General features: G+C 68.5%; 17 protein-coding genes and 1 riboswitch. Of the genes, 11 read left to right on the forward strand and 6 right to left on the reverse strand.

What is annotated here, in order from left to right; genetic code table 11:
* Positions 1-14 precede the first annotated feature (14 nt).
* From metX to ON19_RS05510, 3 genes are all read right to left on the reverse strand, one after another.
* The gene (metX, locus tag ON19_RS05505; protein ID WP_083899152.1) at positions 15-1,172 is read right to left on the reverse strand and encodes a homoserine O-acetyltransferase MetX; all 1,158 of its coding nucleotides are present in this window, start codon (positions 1,170-1,172) and stop codon (positions 15-17) included.
* Positions 1,169-1,324 (reverse strand): hypothetical protein, encoded by a 156-nt coding sequence (locus ON19_RS41670; RefSeq protein ID WP_157229602.1) that lies wholly within the window; start codon positions 1,322-1,324, stop codon positions 1,169-1,171. Before ON19_RS41670 ends, metX begins: the two co-directional genes overlap by 4 nt.
* Before the next feature lie 76 nt (positions 1,325-1,400).
* Positions 1,401-1,511: riboswitch (SAM riboswitch) on the reverse strand.
* Between the two features lie 26 nt (positions 1,512-1,537).
* Positions 1,538-2,266, reverse strand: coding sequence for a TetR/AcrR family transcriptional regulator (locus ON19_RS05510; protein ID WP_083899153.1), 729 nt, complete (start codon positions 2,264-2,266; stop codon positions 1,538-1,540).
* Positions 2,267-2,394: 128 nt separating this feature from the next.
* Between ON19_RS05510 and ON19_RS05515 the strand changes: the two genes are divergently transcribed.
* The 3 genes from ON19_RS05515 (at position 2,395) to ON19_RS05525 (ending at position 7,030) form a co-directional block, all read left to right on the forward strand.
* Positions 2,395-3,894: an MFS transporter gene (locus ON19_RS05515; protein WP_043687782.1), complete on the forward strand. Its 1,500-nt coding sequence runs from the start codon at positions 2,395-2,397 to the stop codon at positions 3,892-3,894.
* A 360-nt stretch (positions 3,895-4,254) separates the two neighbouring features.
* A complete protein-coding gene (locus tag ON19_RS05520) occupies positions 4,255-5,472 on the forward strand; it encodes an NADP-dependent isocitrate dehydrogenase (RefSeq protein ID WP_040864988.1) in 1,218 nt (405 codons plus the stop codon).
* Positions 5,473-5,875: 403 nt separating this feature from the next.
* On the forward strand, positions 5,876-7,030 hold the full coding sequence (locus ON19_RS05525; protein ID WP_043687993.1) for an MFS transporter: 1,155 nt from the start codon (positions 5,876-5,878) through the stop codon (positions 7,028-7,030).
* A gap of 93 nt (positions 7,031-7,123) precedes the next feature.
* Here the strand turns inward: ON19_RS05525 and ON19_RS05530 are convergent, their stop codons facing one another.
* The gene (locus ON19_RS05530) at positions 7,124-7,705 is read right to left on the reverse strand and encodes a TetR/AcrR family transcriptional regulator (RefSeq protein ID WP_227954945.1); all 582 of its coding nucleotides are present in this window, start codon (positions 7,703-7,705) and stop codon (positions 7,124-7,126) included.
* 398 nt (positions 7,706-8,103) lie between these two features.
* Between ON19_RS05530 and ON19_RS05535 the strand changes: the two genes are divergently transcribed.
* From ON19_RS05535 to ON19_RS05555, 5 genes are all read left to right on the forward strand, one after another.
* The gene (locus tag ON19_RS05535) at positions 8,104-9,321 is read left to right on the forward strand and encodes a lipid-transfer protein (RefSeq protein WP_043687788.1); all 1,218 of its coding nucleotides are present in this window, start codon (positions 8,104-8,106) and stop codon (positions 9,319-9,321) included.
* A gap of 43 nt (positions 9,322-9,364) precedes the next feature.
* Positions 9,365-9,802 (forward strand): type II toxin-antitoxin system Rv0910 family toxin, encoded by a 438-nt coding sequence (locus ON19_RS05540; RefSeq protein WP_043687791.1) that lies wholly within the window; start codon positions 9,365-9,367, stop codon positions 9,800-9,802.
* A gap of 145 nt (positions 9,803-9,947) precedes the next feature.
* Positions 9,948-10,826, forward strand: a complete 879-nt coding sequence (locus tag ON19_RS05545; protein WP_043687799.1) for a MaoC/PaaZ C-terminal domain-containing protein — start codon at positions 9,948-9,950, stop codon at positions 10,824-10,826.
* A gap of 73 nt (positions 10,827-10,899) precedes the next feature.
* Positions 10,900-11,775: an SDR family oxidoreductase gene (locus ON19_RS05550; protein WP_043687805.1), complete on the forward strand. Its 876-nt coding sequence runs from the start codon at positions 10,900-10,902 to the stop codon at positions 11,773-11,775.
* A gap of 26 nt (positions 11,776-11,801) precedes the next feature.
* Positions 11,802-13,055 (forward strand): acyl-CoA dehydrogenase family protein, encoded by a 1,254-nt coding sequence (locus ON19_RS05555; RefSeq protein ID WP_043687814.1) that lies wholly within the window; start codon positions 11,802-11,804, stop codon positions 13,053-13,055.
* Positions 13,056-13,601: 546 nt separating this feature from the next.
* On the opposite strand, the gene ephH is transcribed toward ON19_RS05555, so the two are convergent.
* The gene (gene ephH / locus ON19_RS05560) at positions 13,602-14,492 is read right to left on the reverse strand and encodes an epoxide hydrolase EphH (RefSeq protein WP_043687823.1); all 891 of its coding nucleotides are present in this window, start codon (positions 14,490-14,492) and stop codon (positions 13,602-13,604) included.
* 62 nt (positions 14,493-14,554) lie between these two features.
* Here ephH and ON19_RS05565 point away from each other — a divergent pair, with 62 nt between their 5' ends.
* Genes ON19_RS05565 through ON19_RS05575 form a run of 3 tightly spaced genes read left to right on the forward strand, consistent with a single transcriptional unit; the run spans position 14,555 to position 16,316 of the window.
* Positions 14,555-15,331 (forward strand): exodeoxyribonuclease III, encoded by a 777-nt coding sequence (locus tag ON19_RS05565; RefSeq protein ID WP_043687826.1) that lies wholly within the window; start codon positions 14,555-14,557, stop codon positions 15,329-15,331.
* A complete protein-coding gene (locus ON19_RS05570) occupies positions 15,328-15,822 on the forward strand; it encodes a guanyl-specific ribonuclease (protein ID WP_051168562.1) in 495 nt (164 codons plus the stop codon). The genes ON19_RS05565 and ON19_RS05570 overlap by 4 nt, the downstream gene beginning before the upstream one ends.
* Positions 15,822-16,316, forward strand: a complete 495-nt coding sequence (locus ON19_RS05575) for a barstar family protein (RefSeq protein ID WP_043687835.1) — start codon at positions 15,822-15,824, stop codon at positions 16,314-16,316. Before ON19_RS05570 ends, ON19_RS05575 begins: the two co-directional genes overlap by 1 nt.
* A 9-nt stretch (positions 16,317-16,325) precedes the next feature.
* Here ON19_RS05575 and ON19_RS05580 read toward each other — a convergent pair whose 3' ends face one another.
* Positions 16,326-16,961, reverse strand: a complete 636-nt coding sequence (locus ON19_RS05580; RefSeq protein WP_043687838.1) for a TetR/AcrR family transcriptional regulator — start codon at positions 16,959-16,961, stop codon at positions 16,326-16,328.
* Between the last annotated feature and the right edge of the window lie 14 nt (positions 16,962-16,975).

A 16,975-nucleotide genomic window follows, 5' to 3' on the forward strand; every position in this document is an offset into this window, starting at 1 on the left:
GACCACCGAACCTGTCAGCGTTCGGGTCGCACACCGGTCCTGGCTAGTCGCATGGTCTCGGTCAGCAGCTTCGACACCGCCGCCGCCTCGGTGAGGAACCCGTCGTGCCCGTCGCGGGAGTGCACGATCTCCAGTCCGTCGCAGCCGGGGAGCAGATCGGCGAGCTCCTGCTGGGTACGCAGCGGGTACAGCCGGTCGGAGTCGACGCCACCGACCACGCAGGGCACCGGCGTCGCCGCGAGCGCCGCCTCGATGCCGCCGCGACCGCGGCCGACGTCGTGGCGGTTCATCGCCTCGGTCAGCAACACGTAGGTGGCGGGATCGAAACGCTTGCACAGCTTCTCGGCCTGGTGGTCGAGGTAGCTCTGCACCGCGTACCGGCCGCCGTTCCACGGGTCCTCGTCGCCCTGCGGTTTGTTCTCGAACCGGTGGTCCAGCTCGAATTCGGTGCGGTAGGTCAGGTGCGCGATCCGTCGAGCCAGGGCCATGCCCGTCGTCGGGGCGCGGCCGGTGCCGTGATAGTCGCCGCCCTGCCAGTCCGGGTCGGCCTTGATCGCCGCGATCTGAGTGGTCTGGGTGCCGATCTGGTCGGCGGTAGCGCGCGCGCCGACCGCGAGCACCAGCGCCGCGGCGACCCGCTCCGGTGCGCCGACCATCCACTCCAGCACCCGCATGCCGCCCATCGACCCGCCCACAACGGCGGCGAGCCGCTCGACGCCGAGCAAGTCGAGCAGAGCGGCCTCCGCGGTCACCTGGTCGCGGATGGAGATCTCGGGAAACCTCGCACCCCAAGGCTTTCCATCCGGAGCGAGAGTGGACGGCCCGGTGCTGCCCTTGCAGCCGCCGAGCACGTTCGTCGCGATCACACACCATTCGTCGGTGTCCAGCGGCGCACCCGGCCCGACCATGCCGTCCCACCAGCCGGGCATCTCGTGGACGTCGTTGGGCTTGCCGACGACGTGCGAATCTCCGGTCAGCGCGTGTTCGACCAGCACGACGTTGTCGAGTCCGGGGGAGAGCTCACCCCAGCGCTGCACCGCCAAGCGCACGTCCGGGATGACCGCTCCGTTCTCCAATCGCACATCGCCGATGGCGATGGTGCCGAACTGCCCGTCCGAGGGCGGCAGGGCGACGGCGGAGGTCCGGGCGCTCCGTTCGGTATCCACGGTCACGTCGTCGCCGCCGCGAAACCGGCGCGCAGATCGGCCGGGATGTCCTCGATGCCGACCGCGAGACGGACCGGTCCTGGGGCGAGCCGTTCCTCGGGTGTGAGGTGCGAATGCGTCGGGTGGTGCTCGGCCCCGCGCGCGGTGGATTCACTCATGGTTTGCTCCCAAAAGGTGTTCGCCGGTACAGCAGGGGTTAGCGGTGTGAACAACAACACATGCCGGCGACCTCCTGTTACGCGCTTGCTCCCGGCTTTCGGGAGCCAGGTCATCACCCGGAGCACCCCACCGCGGATGGAGGGTTGCCGACCAGCGAGCCGGGGCTTGGCGCTGATACTCATGACCTGCCCGGCATCATAACCGGCGGGCCGTCAGCGTCCGAAATCCTCCAGCGCATGCCGCTGATCGGGGGCCGTCGGCGCGACGCAGCAGCTGCGCACGAATTCGTCGAAGGTCTCGGTGAAGACGGCGCGCCCGGCCCGGGCCGCGGTGGCCATGTCCTCGTCCAGGAACAGATCGTCGGAGCACTCCATGCCGACGTGGCCGATGAGCTGCCAGGTACCGACGATGAGCCGCACCGCGCGGGCGTCCGGCTCGGTGCCGAGGCGCTCGGCGACCACCGCGGCGATGGCGGTGTTCTTGTCGTCGGCATGTTCGAGACTGCGCGCGCTGACCGACGGACTGCTGCGCAGGATCCGCTGCAACTTCTGGAACTGCCGGAACGACAGCGGGTCGGCCTCACCCGCCGCGGCGGCTCGATCGACCACGTACAGGAAGGCCTCCCGCAGGGCGGCGAGTTCGTTGCCGGTGCGTGGCAGCTCGCGCAGGGTCTCGGCCACGGTGCGGCCGAAGTCCTGGACCGGTCCCAGGACGATGTCCTCTTTGCTGTCGAAATAGCGGTTGATCGTGCGCGGCGAGACGTCCGCGGCGTTGGCGATCTGCTCGATCGTGGTCGCCTCGAAGCCCTGGGCGTCGCACAGGTCGAGGGCCGTCGCGATGATGCGCAACCTGGTCTGTTGCTTCTTGCGTTCGCGCAGGCCCTGGGCGCTCGCGGCGGCTCCCGCGGCGCTCGCGCCCATCGACGTCGATGACTCGAGCATGTCCCGATGGTAACGCAACCCTCCGTTTTCCTGTCCTTAACAGTCAAATGTCGTATTACGACATTTTTCGCTTGACGACAAATGTCGTCCAATGCCAGGATGGCTCCAGATCATCGAGGGACGAGGAGATGACCGTGACGGACACGGCGACAGCGGTGCACGCGCCGCACAAACCGGGCGGCTCAGCGCGCTGGCTCGCGCTGGCAGTGATCGCATTGGCCCAGCTCATGGTGGTTCTGGACGCCACCATCGTGACCATCTCGCTGCCGTTCGCGCAGCGTGATCTCGACATCAGCGACGGCAACCGGCAATGGATGCTCACCGCCTACACGCTGATCTTCGGCGGCCTGCTGCTGCTGGGCGGCCGGATGGCCGACTACCTGGGGCGCCGCCGGATCTTCATCGTCGGCCTGATCGGCTTCGCGGGCGCTTCGGCGCTGGCCGGTCTCGCCCAGAACGGTGCGGAGATGTTCGCCGGACGCGCGCTGCAGGGCGCGTTCGCCGCGCTCTTGGCGCCGGCCGCGCTCTCGCTGCTGTCGGTGACGTTCACCGAGCCAGGCGAGCGGGCCACCGCCTTCGGTGTGTTCGCGGGTATCTCCGCGGGCGGTGCGGCGCTCGGCCTGATCGCGGGCGGCGCGCTCACCGAGTACGCGTCGTGGCGCTGGTGCCTGCTGGTCAATACGCCGATCGCGCTGCTCGCGCTGGTCGGAGCGCTGGCCTGGGTGGTGAAGGACGTGCCGGCGCCGCGCGTCGGGGGATACGACATGCCCGGTGCCGTCACGGTGACGCTGGGCCTGATCGCCATCGTGTACGGCTTCAGCCGCGCCGCCGAGGACGGCTGGCTGGCCGGTGGCACCCTGGCGCTGCTGATCGCCGGACCGGTTCTGCTCGCCGCCTTCGTCCTGATCGAACGGCGGTCGTCGAACCCGCTGCTCCCACTGCACATCCCGGGCGAGATCAACCGGGGTGGGGCGTTCCTCGCGGCACTGTTCATCCCGATCGCGATGTTCGCGATGTTCCTGTTCCTGAGCTACTACTTCCAGATCACGCTGGGCTATTCGGCGCTGAAAGCGGGCTTCGCCTTCCTGCCCTTCCCGGCCGGCATCGCGATCTCGGCGGGTGTCACCAGCGCCCTGCTGCCGAAGCTCGGCCCCCGTCCACTGATGGTGGCCGGCGCCGTGCTGGGTGTCATCGGCTTGCTGCTGCTGGCACAGCTCGGCTACGGCGACAGCTTCCTTGCCGGGGTGCTGCCTGCCCAGGTGCTCATCGCGCTCGGTATGGGCCCGCTGTTCGTCGGGATGCAGACGGTGGCGCTGCACCAGGTGGAGGAAGCGGACTCGGGTGTGGCGTCCGCGCTGCTGAACGCGGCGCAGCAGGTCGGCGGCGCGGTCGGAACGGCGCTGCTGACCACCATCTCGGTGCAGGTCGCCGAGACCTTCGCCCACGACAACCCCGGCATCGACAACCTGGCCGCGCGCGCCGCGATCCACAGCTACGACGTGGCCTTCTACGTCGGCGCCGGGTTCTTCCTCGCGGCCATCCCGATCATCGCCCTGATGATCCGGGACCGGCCGCAGAACCTGATCGAAGGCTCCGAGGACGGGGCCCGGGTCCCGGTCGCGGTCTGATCCGTCGGCAGCGAGGTCCGCGCAGCGTCATGGCGTTGTGCGGACCTCGCCGTTTGCGGGAGAGTTGCCGAGCTCGAACAGATAGCGGATCATAGCGGCGACGGCGGTTGCGCGGGTGCCCGTCGAGGCGCCGGAAGGTGCCGCTGACCTACCAATCGGTAACAAAGGTGGTCCAGCTCACTCCGGGGGCTGCCCGTGCGGTGAGGACTTCGGCAGCAGTACGCTTGTCTTGTTTGCACCACACGTCTCGCGGACAACGCGGGACATATACGTTGTCTGTTGGAACAGCTGGGGTCCGCTCACAAGCGTGTTCGCCTGGCCGTGCAATGAGGGCACCATCCTAGGAGGACACGAAGATCCATGTCCAAGATCAAGGTTGAAGGCACCGTCGTAGAACTCGACGGCGACGAGATGACCCGGATCATCTGGCAGTTCATCAAGGACAAGCTGATCCACCCCTATCTCGACGTGAACCTGGAGTACTACGACCTCGGTATCGAATACCGAGACAAGACAGACGACCAGGTCACCGTCGACGCCGCCGAGGCCATCAAGCGCCACGGCGTCGGTGTGAAATGCGCCACCATCACCCCGGACGAGGCGCGGGTCAAGGAATTCGGTCTCAAGAAGATGTGGCGCTCGCCCAACGGCACCATCCGCAACATCCTCGGCGGCACCATCTTCCGCGCCCCGATCATCATCTCCAACGTTCCGCGGCTGGTTCCCGGCTGGACCAAGCCGATCATCATCGGCCGCCACGCTTTCGGTGACCAGTACCGCGCCACCGACTTCAAGGTGTTCCAGGGCGGCACCGTCACCTTGACCTTCACCCCGGACGACGGCAGCGAGCCGATCGTGCACGAGGTCGTGAAGATGCCCGAGGACGGCGGCGTCGTCATGGGCATGTACAACTTCCGCAAGTCGATCGAGGATTTCGCGCGGGCGTCGTTCAACTACGGCCTGCAGCAGAACTACCCGGTGTACATGTCGACGAAGAACACCATCCTCAAGGCCTACGACGGCATGTTCAAGGACACGTTCCAGGACATCTTCGACGCCGAGTTCAAGAGCCAGTTCGACGCCGCGGGCCTGACCTACGAGCACCGCCTCATCGATGACATGGTCGCATCCTCCATGAAGTGGGAGGGCGGTTACGTCTGGGCGTGCAAGAACTACGACGGCGACGTGCAGTCCGACACCGTGGCCCAGGGCTTCGGTTCGCTCGGCCTGATGACGTCGGTGCTGCTCACCCCGGACGGCCAGACCTGTGAGGCCGAGGCCGCGCACGGCACCGTCACCCGGCACTACCGCCAGCACCAGCAGGGCAAGCCGACCTCGACCAACCCGATCGCGTCGATCTTCGCTTGGACCCGGGGTCTCGAGCACCGCGGCAAGCTGGACAACACCCCCGAGGTCATCGGCTTCGCGCAGACCCTCGAGGACGTCGTCATCAAGACCGTCGAGGGCGGCCAGATGACCAAGGACCTCGCGCTGCTCGTCGGCGGAGACCAGGGTTACCTGAGCACCGAGGAGTTCCTCGGCGCGCTGGATGCCAACCTGGCTCGCGCACTGCGCTGAGTTCGCTCGGCGCCGTCTCGGGCGCCGAACTGCGGGGCCGAGCCGCGTCGCTCGGCCGACTCCGGCGCTGGGTGTTCACCCAGCGCCGGGCTGACACAATCGGGCACCCGCCCCACCTTCGGTGGAACGGGTGCCCGGACTGTTTTCGGGGTTACTTCGCGCCGGCCCCGGCTCGATCGAACATCGCTACGAATGCTGGACTGTGGCGCGCGAACCGACTCGTTTGTCCGCATTGCGGCGATTCTGGGGCTGACCTGCGTCATTCCTCGACGTCACGGTGGGCGAACTCACGTTTGCCCGGGAAGCGAAGACGGCCCGCGGACGGTTACATGAACACGTGACCAGGCCCGTGACCACGAGCACCACCGCGCCGCCCGAGCGAACCGATTGGCACGTGCCCGCCATGCTGGCCCTTGCCCTCGGCGGATTCGGGATCGGGACAACCGAATTCGTCACCATGGGGTTGCTGCCGGATATCGCTTCGGCCTTCCACGTCTCCGAGCCGACGGCGGGGCACGCGGTATCGGCCTACGCGCTCGGAGTGGTGATCGGCGCACCCCTTATCGCCTCGCTGGCCGCGCGGGTGGCGCGCAAGCGGCTGCTCGTCGCGCTCATGGTGGCCTTCACACTGGGCAATGCGGCGACCGTGCTGGCGCCCTCGTTCGAGACGCTGGTCCTGGCCCGGTTCGTCTCGGGATTGCCGCACGGCGCCTACTTCGGTGTCGCCTCGCTGGCCGCCGCGACCCTCGCTCCGGTAGGACAGCGGGCCAAAGCGGTTGCCGCGGTTATGCTGGGCTTGAGCGCCGCCAATGTCGTCGGCGTTCCCGCGGCCACCTGGCTCGGTCAGCATCTGGGCTGGCGGGACGCGTTCGTGGTGGTCGCGCTGATCGGGATCGCCACCGTGGCCGCGCTGCTGCGCTTCGTCCCGGAACTCACCGGCATCACGATGACCAATCCGATGACCGAACTCGGCGCGCTGCGCCGTCCCCAGGTGCTGTTGACGCTGCTGGTCGGCGCCATCGGGTTCGGCGGGATGTTCGCCGTCTACACCTACATCGCGACCACGCTCACCGACGTCGCGGGTCTGCGGGCCGGTGCGGTGCCGTTGGTGCTGATGCTGTTCGGCGTGGGCATGGTGATCGGCAACATCGTCGGCGGCGTGCTCGCCGATCGCGGCGTGGACCGCGCCGTCTTCGCGGCCATGATCGCGATGGCTGTCATCCTGGCCGGCTTCGTCGCCGCCGCCCACAACCCCTACACCGCGGCCGTCGGCGCGTTGCTCGTCGGCGCTTCCGGGGCCGCGCTGGCGCCCGGTCTGCAAACCCGGCTGATGGACGTCGCGGCCGATGCCCAGACCCTCGCCGCCGCCCTCAACCACGCCGCACTGAACATCGCCAACGCCGCGGGCGCCTGGCTCGGCGGGCTGGTCATCGCCGCGGGCCTCGGTTATACGGCTCCGGCCGTGGTCGGCGCCGGCTTGGCCGCGACCGGCGTGTTGTTGTTCGCCGTGACGGTCTGGATCGCGCGGAAATCCCGGGCACAGGTAGCGACGCGGTGATCATGCCGTAGTAGCGGCCCTCGGTCGCCTTGCGGCGACAATCAGGAGCGGCCGTGACAAGACAACGGTAAGCCGCCCGGTGGGGAGTGAAGGCTATTCGGCGGGTCGGCCGCCCAGAGCGCGGCCGGCGATCTCGTGCAGATGTGCCGAGGCACGGCGCCAGCGGCGCTGCGCCCGTTCGGCATCCGTGTCGATGAAATTCGAGATCAAGATGCCGCGTAGCGCGTCCATGGCCGTGTAGACGAAGTCGCGCGCCTCCTTGCGGCGCACGTCGTCGGGCACGAAACGGGCGACCGCCATCAGGACGGCGTTGTTGACGAACGGCTCGACCTTCTCCATCGCCGCGGCCAGCACCGGATCGGTCCGCCCCGCCACCCACAGCTCGACGGTCGCGATGAACAGCGGGCCTTGGTGGAGGTCCCACAGGAACTCCAGCGCCGCGGCCACCGGATCGTCACCGGCTTCCACCCGGGACATCTCCCGCATGGCGCTCTCGGCGCGCAGCTGTGCCAGATGGCTGATCGCGGCGACCACCAGATCGGTTTTCGAGCCGAAGTGATGCACTTGGGCTCCGCGCGTCACGCCGGCGCGTTCGGCTACCCGCGGCGTCGTGGTGCCCGCGTATCCGTACTCGACCAGGCAGTCCACGGTCGCGTCGAGCAGGCGGGTGCGCATCTCGGTGCTGCGCTGCTCTTGCGTTCGGCGCTGCTGTTTCACGATTACGCTCCTGGCCACCGCTAGATCCTACACTTACATACAGCACTGTATGTTCCGGACGCTGAGCGCGGTGCCGACGAGTCCGCGACGCGCGGAATCGGTCACTCGGTCGCGACCGGCGGAGGAGTGGTCGCTTCGGCAATCCGGTGAGTCCGACCTGCGGCGCGCCGACGCAATGATCAGAACACATGCATGTCTCACTGTATGTACCAGGCCATACGCAATTGCCTGGTTATTCCTGTGATCGTGGCACGTCCGCCACTTAGCCTTGCTCACTTACATACAAATATGTATGTTTGTTTCCAGCTCGTTCCGGGCGGCCGCCCCCGCGGTGCACGCACAACCTGAGGAGTTCGATGGCGAACAAGGTCTACGTCGTCGGTGTCGGCATGACGAAGTTCGAGAAGCCGGGCCGCCGCCTCGTCGAGGAAGCCGACGGCACCACCCGTGCCTGGGACTATCCGGACATGGCCAGGGAATCGGGTACCAAGGCGCTCGCGGACGCGGGCATCGCCTACGACCTGGTCGAGCAGGCCTACGTCGGCTACGTCTACGGCGAATCCACCTCGGGTCAGCGTGCCGTCTACGAACTCGGCATGACCGGCATCCCGGTGGTCAACGTGAACAACAACTGCTCCACCGGCTCGACGGCGCTGTACCTCGCGGCGCAGGCGATCCGGGGCGGGCTGGCGGAATGCACGCTGGCGCTCGGCTTCGAGAAGATGCAACCCGGCTCGCTCGGCTCCACCTGGGACGACCGCGAGCAGCCCATGGCCAAGCACGTCATGGCGCTGGCCGAGATCTCCGAGGTGCTGTTCCCGGTGGCGCCGTGGATGTTCGGCGCCGCGGGGCGCGAGCACATGAAGCAGTACGGCACCACCGCCGAGCATTTCGCCACGATCGGCTACAAGAACCACAAGCACTCGGTGAACAACCCGTATTCGCAGTTCCAGGACGCGTACACGCTCGACGACATCCTCGGCTCCCGAATGATCTACGACCCGCTCACCAAACTGCAGTGCTCGCCGACCTCCGACGGGTCCGGCGCGGCGATCCTGGCGAGCGAGGCTTTCGTCGACGCGCACGACCTCGCCGGGCAGGCGGTGGAGATCGTCGGCCAGGCGATGACCACCGACTTCGCCTCCACCTTCGATGAGACCGCCAAGAACCTGATCGGCTACGACATGAACGTCCAAGCCGCGCGAAAGGTGTACGAGCAGGCGGGGCTCGGCCCGGACGACTTCCAGGTCATCGAGCTGCACGACTGTTTCTCGGCCAACGAACTGCTGCTCTACGAAGCGCTCGGGCTGTGCGCGGAGGGCGAGGCGGGGCAGCTGATCGACGACGGCCGCACCACCTATGGAGGCAAGTGGGTGGTGAACCCCTCCGGCGGCCTGATCTCCAAGGGACACCCGCTCGGTGCGACGGGTCTCGCGCAGTGCTCGGAGTTGACCTGGCAGCTGCGCGGCACCGCGGACAAGCGTCAGGTGGACGGCGTCACCGCCGCCCTGCAACACAACATCGGCCTCGGCGGCGCGGCCGTCGTCACCGCCTACCAGCGCGCCGACCGCTGAACCGCGGCCCGATCCGCGGACGAACTCGACGAGGAGTGCACACATGGGACACATCGAAGCCACCAAGGACGTCAACGCCACGCCCGAGGCGCTGTGGGCGGTCGTCTCCGACCCGCAGACCTGGGACAAGTGGTTCACCATCCACGAGCGCTTCATGGAGGAGCCGCCCGCCGTGCTGAGCGAGGGCGCCAAACTGGTCGCCAAGATCGTGATGCTCGGCATGGCGAACAAGCTGGAGTGGACCATCGTCTCGGTGGCCGCGCCGCACACGCTGACCCTCGGCGGAACCGGAATGGCCGGGGTGAAGACCGAGTTCACCTTCGACATCCGGCCCAGCGGCGCGGGAAGCACCATCCTGGTCTCCGGCGACTTCGAAGGCGCCTTGATCAAGGGCGCGCTCGGCAAAGCCGTGGAGAAGGACGGCATCAAGCAGCTGGACCGATCGCTCGAACAGCTCGACGCCCTGGCCGCAGCGGCATGAGCGGTCAGGCCCGGAGGCGGCAGCGGAGCGTGACCACGCAGGGCCCCGCTCGTGCCGACAGCAGCTACAGCATGAGCGGTCAGGCCCGGAGGCGGCAGCGGAGCGTGACCACGCAGGGCCCCGCTCGTGCCGGAAAGGTGTCCGCATGAGTTCCGATACTGCCGCGGCCCGTGTGGTCGAGTTCGATGACAGCGGCCTGGAAACCTGGTGCGACGAGGAACGTTTCGAGGTCACCGCCGAGCGCGTCGCGGAGTACGCCGCCGCGACCAACGATCCGATCGCCGCGCATCTGGCCGGGACGGTTGCCGGGCCGGTCTTCGCCATCGTCCCGGTTTTCGAGGCGATGATGATGCCGGTCATCGACGTCGCCCCGATGGACATCTTCGGCCGAGTCGTACACGGGGAACAGGACTTTCACTTCCACCGCGCGATCCGGCCCGGCGACCGGCTGGTGTCGCGCGCCAAGGCGATCGGCTACACCAGCCGCCCCAACGGGACCACCATCACCATCCGCATCGAATGCCGCACCGAGGCGGGCGAACCGGTCAACGACCAGTACCTGACGGCGTTCTTCCGCAATATCGACGCGGGGAGGACGGTCGGCGAGGCCGCTCCGGCGCACAAGTTCGATGAACGCCTGCGCGAGCAGGAGCCGGTCGCGGTCGTGGCGCAGCACGTCGATGACGACCAGACCTTCCGTTACGCACCGGCGTCCGGCGATCCGGTGCCGCTGCACCTGGACGAGCAGGTCGCCAAGGACGCCGGGCTGCCCGGCATCATCGCGCACGGGCTGTGCACCATGGCGTTCGCGTCCTGGGCGGTGCTCACCGAGGTCGCGGCATCGGATGTGCACCGGCTCAGGCGGTTCGCGGTGCGCTTCGCCAAGCTGGTTTTCCCCGGTGACCACCTGGAGACCCGCATTTGGAAAGCCGGCTCGGCCGATGGCGTCACCCGCTACGTCTTCGAGACCGTGCGCGGCGACGACGTCGTGCTCAGCGACGGACTGGCGGAGATCGCCGACTGATCCCGGTGCGGCGGCGCGATTGCGCCGCACCTTTCCACCCGACGCCGGATTCGGCGGAACTTCAGGAGACAACATGGGCGCACTGGCCGGACGGGTCGCCGTCATCACCGGCGCGGGCCGCGGCATCGGCCGCGAGCACGCACTGCTGTTCGCGAGGGAGGGGGCCGCGGTGGTCGTCAACGATCTCGGCGGCAGCAATGCGGGGGAGGGCGCCGACTCCGGTCCCGCCCAGGAGGTGGTGCGCGAGATCGTCGCCGCGGGCGGCAAGGCGGTGGCCAACTCCGACGACGTCGCGACCTGGGACGGCGCGCAGAAGCTCGTCGAACAGGCGGTCACCGAGTTCGGCGGCCTCGACGTCGTGGTCAACAACGCGGGCATTCTGCGCGACGCCTTCATCGCGGGCATGGACGAGGCGCAGTGGGACGCGGTGATCGCCGTGCACCTCAAGGGACACGCGGCGGTGCTGCACCACGCCGCGGCGTACTGGAAGCAGCAGTCCAAGGCGGGCAACCAGCCCAAGGCCGCGGTGATCAACACCGCTTCGGCGTCGGGCACCACCCTGCCGAACGCGGGCCAGGCCAACTACGGCGCGGCGAAGGCGGGAATCGCGGCGCTGACCCTGGTGGCCGCCGAGGAACTGGGGCGTTACGGCGTGCGGGTGAACGCGATCGCTCCGATCGCGCGCACCCGGCTCACCCTGGCCACCCCCGGCATGGGCGAGATGCTGGCGGCGGAGGCGGAAGCGTCCGAGGGCGAGTTCGACGCCTTCGCCCCGGCCAACATCGCCCCGCTGGTCGCCTATCTGGCCGCCGACACCTGCCCGATCACCGGCAAAGTGTTCGCGGTGCAGGGCGGCGCGATCTCGGAGTTGGCCGGTTGGCACGATGTGAAGACCATCGAGACCGAGGGTCCCTGGCTGATCGACGACATCGCCGCCCGGCTGCCCTGATCTCGGGGAACGTGAGGAGAACGACGATGTTCGAATGGTCCGAGACCGATGTGATGATCCGCGACGCCGTCCGGGCGTTCATCGACAAGGAGGTCCGCCCCAACCTGGACGCGCTCGACAGCGGTGAACTGCCGCCCTACCCCGTCATCCGGAAATTGTTCGCAGAGTTCGGCATCGACGTGATGGGCGGCGAGGCCGTGCAGAAGATGCTGGCCAAGCAGGCGGCGCGGGAGGCGGCGGTCGAGGCGGGGGAGCCGAAGCCGGAGAAGAAGGCCTCCGGCGGCAGCCCGTTCGCCGGCCAGGAATCGCTGATGGCGGTGCTCATCGGTGAGCTGTCCGGGGTGTGCATGGGCCTGGTCACCGCGATGGGGGTGAGCATCGGTCTCGGCGCCACCACGATCATGTCGCGGGGGACGCCGGCGCAGAAGCAGCGCTGGCTGGAGGACATCGTCACCATGCGGAAGGTCGCGTCCTGGGCGATCACCGAACCGGATTCCGGTTCCGACGCGTTCGGCGGCATGAAGACCTACGTCAAGCGCGACGGCGAGGACTACCTGCTCAACGGCCAGAAGACCTTCATCACCAACGGCCCCTACGCCGACGTGATGATCGTCTACGCGAAGCTGGACGATGGCGCGGGTGGCGACAGGCGCGAACGCAAGGTGCTCACCTTCGTGCTGGACAAGGGCATGCCCGGCCTCACCCAGGGCAAGCCGTTCAAGAAGATGGGCCTGCACTCCTCGCCGACCGGTGAGCTGTTCTTCGACAACGTGCGCGTCGGCCGGGACCGGCTGCTCGGCGAGACCGAGGAGCACCGGGGCGGCGACGGCCGCGACAGCGCCCGCTCCAGCTTCACCGCCGAGCGGATCGGCGTGGCCTTCATGGCGCTGGGCATCATCAACGAGTGCCACCGATTGTGCGTGGAGTACGCCAAGAGCCGCAAGCTCTGGGGCCAGGAGATCGGCCGCTTCCAGCTGGTGCAGCTGAAACTGGCGAAGATGGAGATCGCCCGGATCAACGTGCAGAACATGGTGTTCAACACCCTGGAGCGAGGTAGGGCGGGCAAACCGCCGACCCTGGCCGAGGCGTCGGCGATGAAGCTGTACGCCAGCGAGGCAGCCACCGAGGTGGCCATGGAAGCGGTCCAGCTCTTCGGCGGCAACGGGTACATGACCGAGTACCGCGTGGAGCAACTCGCCCGCGACGCCAAGTCGCTGATGATCTACGCGGGCAGCAACGAGATCCAGGTGACCCACATAGCGAAGGGTCTGCTCGCGTAGTAATTCCCGGGACGGCAGCGCCCAGGCGACTTCACTCGCTGTGGAAGCGATGTCACTTCCGGGCTGGCTCGGCCCACGGCTTCGTCCGAGGCGGGCCGAGCGTCGGCCCGTTCGCGGCTCGGCTCGTGCCCGAGTGGCGCCGAGTCGTGGGCGGCCATCGAGCAGGAAGCGACGCGCACGTTGAGCACTCGGGCCGTCGGCCCGCACTGACCACACGCCGACCCTCCTCAGCGAACCTTCAGGCGGGCGCTGCCCACTCCACGCGACCACATCGGCCCGACCACAGAGCGAAGCGAGACCGAGCATGCGCCGTTCGCAGCCCCGGCGCACATCCCAGTGAACGCCGCGTACGCGACCAGTCACCAGTCCCGGCAACCTGACGGCCAGCGACCACAAACCGCGTGCACTGAATCCTGACTTCAGAAACCAACGCCCCCAGCGCACCTCAACCCCAGCTTTCGAGCGAAGCGAGACCGAGCATGCACCGTTCGCGGCCCGCGAGCCATAAGGGGGCCGCGAACACGCCGCGACGAAGTCGCGGCCAAACTACACAGCCCGAAGGCGCGTGCGGCTGGCGTAGACGTGCTCGGCGATGAGGGTGGCGATGCGGTCGGGCGCTTCCAGCATCGGTACGTGCCCGACGCCGTTGACCAGGATGCGGTCGGCGGATTCGGGCAGTTCCTTCAGGTAGCGGCGTGCGTAGACGCGGTTGGGGATGACCCGGTCGTACTCCGAGAGCAGCAGCCGGACCGGCGTCCGCAGGGTGGCCAGGTCCTCCTGGGCCGGCGCTCGCATCGCGCCGAGGATCATCGGGATCATCGCCGAGCAGTTCAACGCGGCCGCGAGGGCTGCGGCGGCGTCGCGGCGGGATACCGCGGCGGCGTGCTTGCTCAGCGCGAGCAGGGCGACGCGTTGGGCGAGCGGGTTGCCGATCGCGAATCCGCCCAGCCGCTTGCCGATTTCGACGAGTGGCACCAGGGAGAGGAATTTCAGGTTGATCCGCCACTGGGTCAGCGAGGGCGCGTGCCAGCCGCCCGCGGGCGCGATGAGCGTCAGGGTGCGGGCGCGTCCGCGGCGGGCGAGTTCGACGCCGACCAGGCCGCCGAGCGAGTTGCCTGCGATATGGCAAGTGCGCCAACCCAGTTCGTCGAGCTGATCGCAGATCCGGTCGGCGAGCGCGTACACGTCGACCGACCGGCCGTCGCTGGGCGCACCGCCCCAGTGGCCCGCGAACGCGGGCGCGAACACTTCGCAGTGCGTCGACAGCCGCGCCGCGGTCTGCTCCCAGGCGTGCGGCGACATCATGAATCCGTGCAGCAACAGCAGGGGGTCGCCGGAACCCAGGTGCAATGCCTTGATCGGCTGGGGCCGGTTGGCCCGGGTGGAGCCGCGCGCGGCGGCGGAGGAGGACTGGGAGGCGTCAGACGACATCGTCATCACCCCTTCCTGGACGGCAGTGTCCGGGGGACTTCATCAGACCAGCATTGTACGGTCGTGGAGTGCCGTATATCTCGACAGTGAACGTGAACGGTGTCCGCGCTGCCGCGGGCAAGGGGCTGCTGGCCTGGCTCGCGGTCACCGAGGCCGACGTCGTCTGCGTGCAGGAGACCCGCGCCACCGACGAGCAGGTCAGGGCCGCGCTCGCGCCGGCGCTCGCCGCGGGATGGCAGCTCTCGCACGCCGAGCCGGAGTCCAAGGGTCGCGCCGGAGTGGGCATCCTGTCCCGGCGGGCGCCGAGTGCCGTGCGAATCGGCTTCGGCAGCAGTGAGTTCGCGGCGGCGGGCCGCTATCTCGAGGCCGACTTCGACGACGTCACCGTCGCGAGCGTCTACGTGCACTCCGGTGACGCGGGCACCGTGCGCCAGGACGAGAAGTATCGGTTCATGGCCGAACTCGGTGCCTACCTCACTGCGCGCACCGGGGATTTCGTGGTGGCCGGGGACTGGAACATCGCGCACACCGAGCGTGACCTGAAGAACTGGAAGGGCAACCTGAAGTCGGCCGGGTTCCTGCCGCAGGAGCGGGCGTGGATTGATGAGTTGCTGGCCGCGGGATACGTCGATGTGGTGCGCAGCCTGAACCCAGGGGCCGACGGCCCCTACAGCTGGTGGTCATACCGGGGTCGCGCGTTCGACAACGACAGCGGCTGGCGCATCGACTATCAGCTGGTGCGCGGCGAACTGGCCGCCCGTGCGAAAGAGGCGGTGGTGGAACGCGCCGCGACCTATGACCAGCGCTGGTCCGACCACGCGCCCGTCACGGTGCAGTACCGATGAACCGGTCGCCGTTGACCAAGCGCGTACTCGGCGTACTCGGCGCGGTCGCTCTGGTGCTGATCGCCGCGGTGCTGGCTCTGTACGACGGTGGCGATGCCACCACGTCCCCCTCGGCGAGTCGCGCGAGCACCGTCGCTGCGAGCACCGTCACCTCGCCCGCCACCGCACCGCGCGGCGGGGACACCGCGTCGCCGGTCACCCAGGCCGTCGGCGTCCCGGAGCGCGCGTACGCCACGCTGCGGGAGATCGACGCGGGCCGCTGGCCGGGCTCGGCGAACGCCCCGGGCACCAAAGGGGGCGAGCGATGGATGAACCGCGGCGGCGACCTGCCGGCCACGGACGGTTCCGGTAAGTCGATCACCTATCAGGAATGGGACGTCAATCCCAAGCAGCCCGGCCGGTCCCGCGACGCCGAACGCATCGTCACCGGCAGCGACGGCTCGGCGTGGTACACCGGTGACCACTACAAGACCTTCACGAGGATGCGCTGATGACAAAGACCGTCACGCTGTCGCAGTTCCTTGCCCGTCCCGACGCGGACGACGCGCCGCCCCGCGCCGAACTCGCCCCGCCGCGGGTTACCTTCGGCGCCCTCGCGGTCGACGCGGCCGAGTTCAGCGGGGTGCGCGACAAGGCGCCCCCCGGCTATCTGGTGCGCGAGGTCCGCGGCACGAAGATGTCCACCACCGCCCGCCTGTTCGACGAGTTCGCCGCCGCGTTCCAGTTCCCGTACTACTTCGGGGGGAACAAGGACGCCTTCGACGAATGCCTGCGCGACCTGGACGATTTTCTCGGCGAAGGGGCCGGATACGTTGCCGTGGTGCGCGACTCGGCCGAACTGCTCGCCGAGGAGCCGATCGAGCGCGACTGGTTCGCCGAGGCCATGCGGGATTGCGCGGCTTACTGGTCACGGCGTGACGTGCTGTTCCGGGTGGTGCTCCAGGGCGACGCGCCCGACCTCGAGGACGTGTCCCTGCGCCTGTGACCGGGGCCGTCAGCGCAATTTGCCCGCGAGGTCCTCGCCGAGCAGGACGAATACGTCGACGGTGTGCTCGATGAGTTCGTCCCGGGTGAGGTTCAGATCGCCCTGGAGCCACGCGGTCAGCGTCTGCACCAGTCCACCGACCAGATACAGGGCGCGGAAGTCGATCGCCGGGTCCGGGGCCGCATCGGGCATCCGGTAGAAATCCATGCCTTCCGCGGCCACCATCCGCGCGAACGCGCGCACCGTCTCGGTGGTGCGGGCGCGCAGTTCGGGCGTCGCCATGGCCGTGATCAGGGCCGCTTTCGCCTTGCGCGGGTCGTCGGTGAGCAGGTGGACGCCCGCGGTGATCGCGGCGTGCGCGGTCGCGCGCGTGTCGGGCGGTGCGGTGCGCACGGCCGCGAGAATGGTCGCCGCGAGTTCCGCGGCGATCCCGTCGAGCAGGGCGGTGAGTACGGCGTCCCGGCTGTCGAAGTTCTCGTAGTAGTACCGCTCGTTGAGCCCGGCCTGTCCGCACAGCCCCGACACGGTCAGCTTCGACAGCCCTTCGGTGCCGATGATCTCCAGCGCCGCCTCCAGCAAGGCCGCACGCCGCTGCGCCCGGCGCTCCTCGGCGGAGATGCCTCCATAAGTCCGTTGCGCCGCCACCGTTCGATTCTGAC

This window comes from Nocardia abscessus NBRC 100374, from assembly GCF_000308455.1.
Taxonomy (GTDB): Bacteria; Actinomycetota; Actinomycetes; order Mycobacteriales; family Mycobacteriaceae; genus Nocardia; species Nocardia abscessus.

Excerpts from the sequence above, each read along its gene's own strand:
- ON19_RS41670 (WP_157229602.1), bottom strand. The coding sequence starts at position 1,324 with ATGAGTGAATCCACCGCGCGCGGGGCCGAGCACCACCCGACGCATTCG.
- ON19_RS05510 (WP_083899153.1), bottom strand. The coding sequence starts at position 2,266 with ATGCTCGAGTCATCGACGTCGATGGGCGCGAGCGCCGCGGGAGCCGCC.
- ON19_RS05515 (WP_043687782.1), top strand. The coding sequence starts at position 2,395 with ATGACCGTGACGGACACGGCGACAGCGGTGCACGCGCCGCACAAACCG.
- ON19_RS05520 (WP_040864988.1), top strand. The coding sequence starts at position 4,255 with ATGTCCAAGATCAAGGTTGAAGGCACCGTCGTAGAACTCGACGGCGAC.
- ON19_RS05525 (WP_043687993.1), top strand. The coding sequence starts at position 5,876 with ATGCTGGCCCTTGCCCTCGGCGGATTCGGGATCGGGACAACCGAATTC.
- ON19_RS05530 (WP_227954945.1), bottom strand. The coding sequence starts at position 7,705 with ATGCGCACCCGCCTGCTCGACGCGACCGTGGACTGCCTGGTCGAGTAC.
- ON19_RS05535 (WP_043687788.1), top strand. The coding sequence starts at position 8,104 with ATGGCGAACAAGGTCTACGTCGTCGGTGTCGGCATGACGAAGTTCGAG.
- ON19_RS05540 (WP_043687791.1), top strand. The coding sequence starts at position 9,365 with ATGGGACACATCGAAGCCACCAAGGACGTCAACGCCACGCCCGAGGCG.
- ON19_RS05545 (WP_043687799.1), top strand. The coding sequence starts at position 9,948 with ATGAGTTCCGATACTGCCGCGGCCCGTGTGGTCGAGTTCGATGACAGC.
- ON19_RS05550 (WP_043687805.1), top strand. The coding sequence starts at position 10,900 with ATGGGCGCACTGGCCGGACGGGTCGCCGTCATCACCGGCGCGGGCCGC.
- ON19_RS05555 (WP_043687814.1), top strand. The coding sequence starts at position 11,802 with ATGTTCGAATGGTCCGAGACCGATGTGATGATCCGCGACGCCGTCCGG.
- ephH (WP_043687823.1), bottom strand. The coding sequence starts at position 14,492 with ATGACGATGTCGTCTGACGCCTCCCAGTCCTCCTCCGCCGCCGCGCGC.
- ON19_RS05570 (WP_051168562.1), top strand. The coding sequence starts at position 15,328 with ATGAACCGGTCGCCGTTGACCAAGCGCGTACTCGGCGTACTCGGCGCG.
- ON19_RS05575 (WP_043687835.1), top strand. The coding sequence starts at position 15,822 with ATGACAAAGACCGTCACGCTGTCGCAGTTCCTTGCCCGTCCCGACGCG.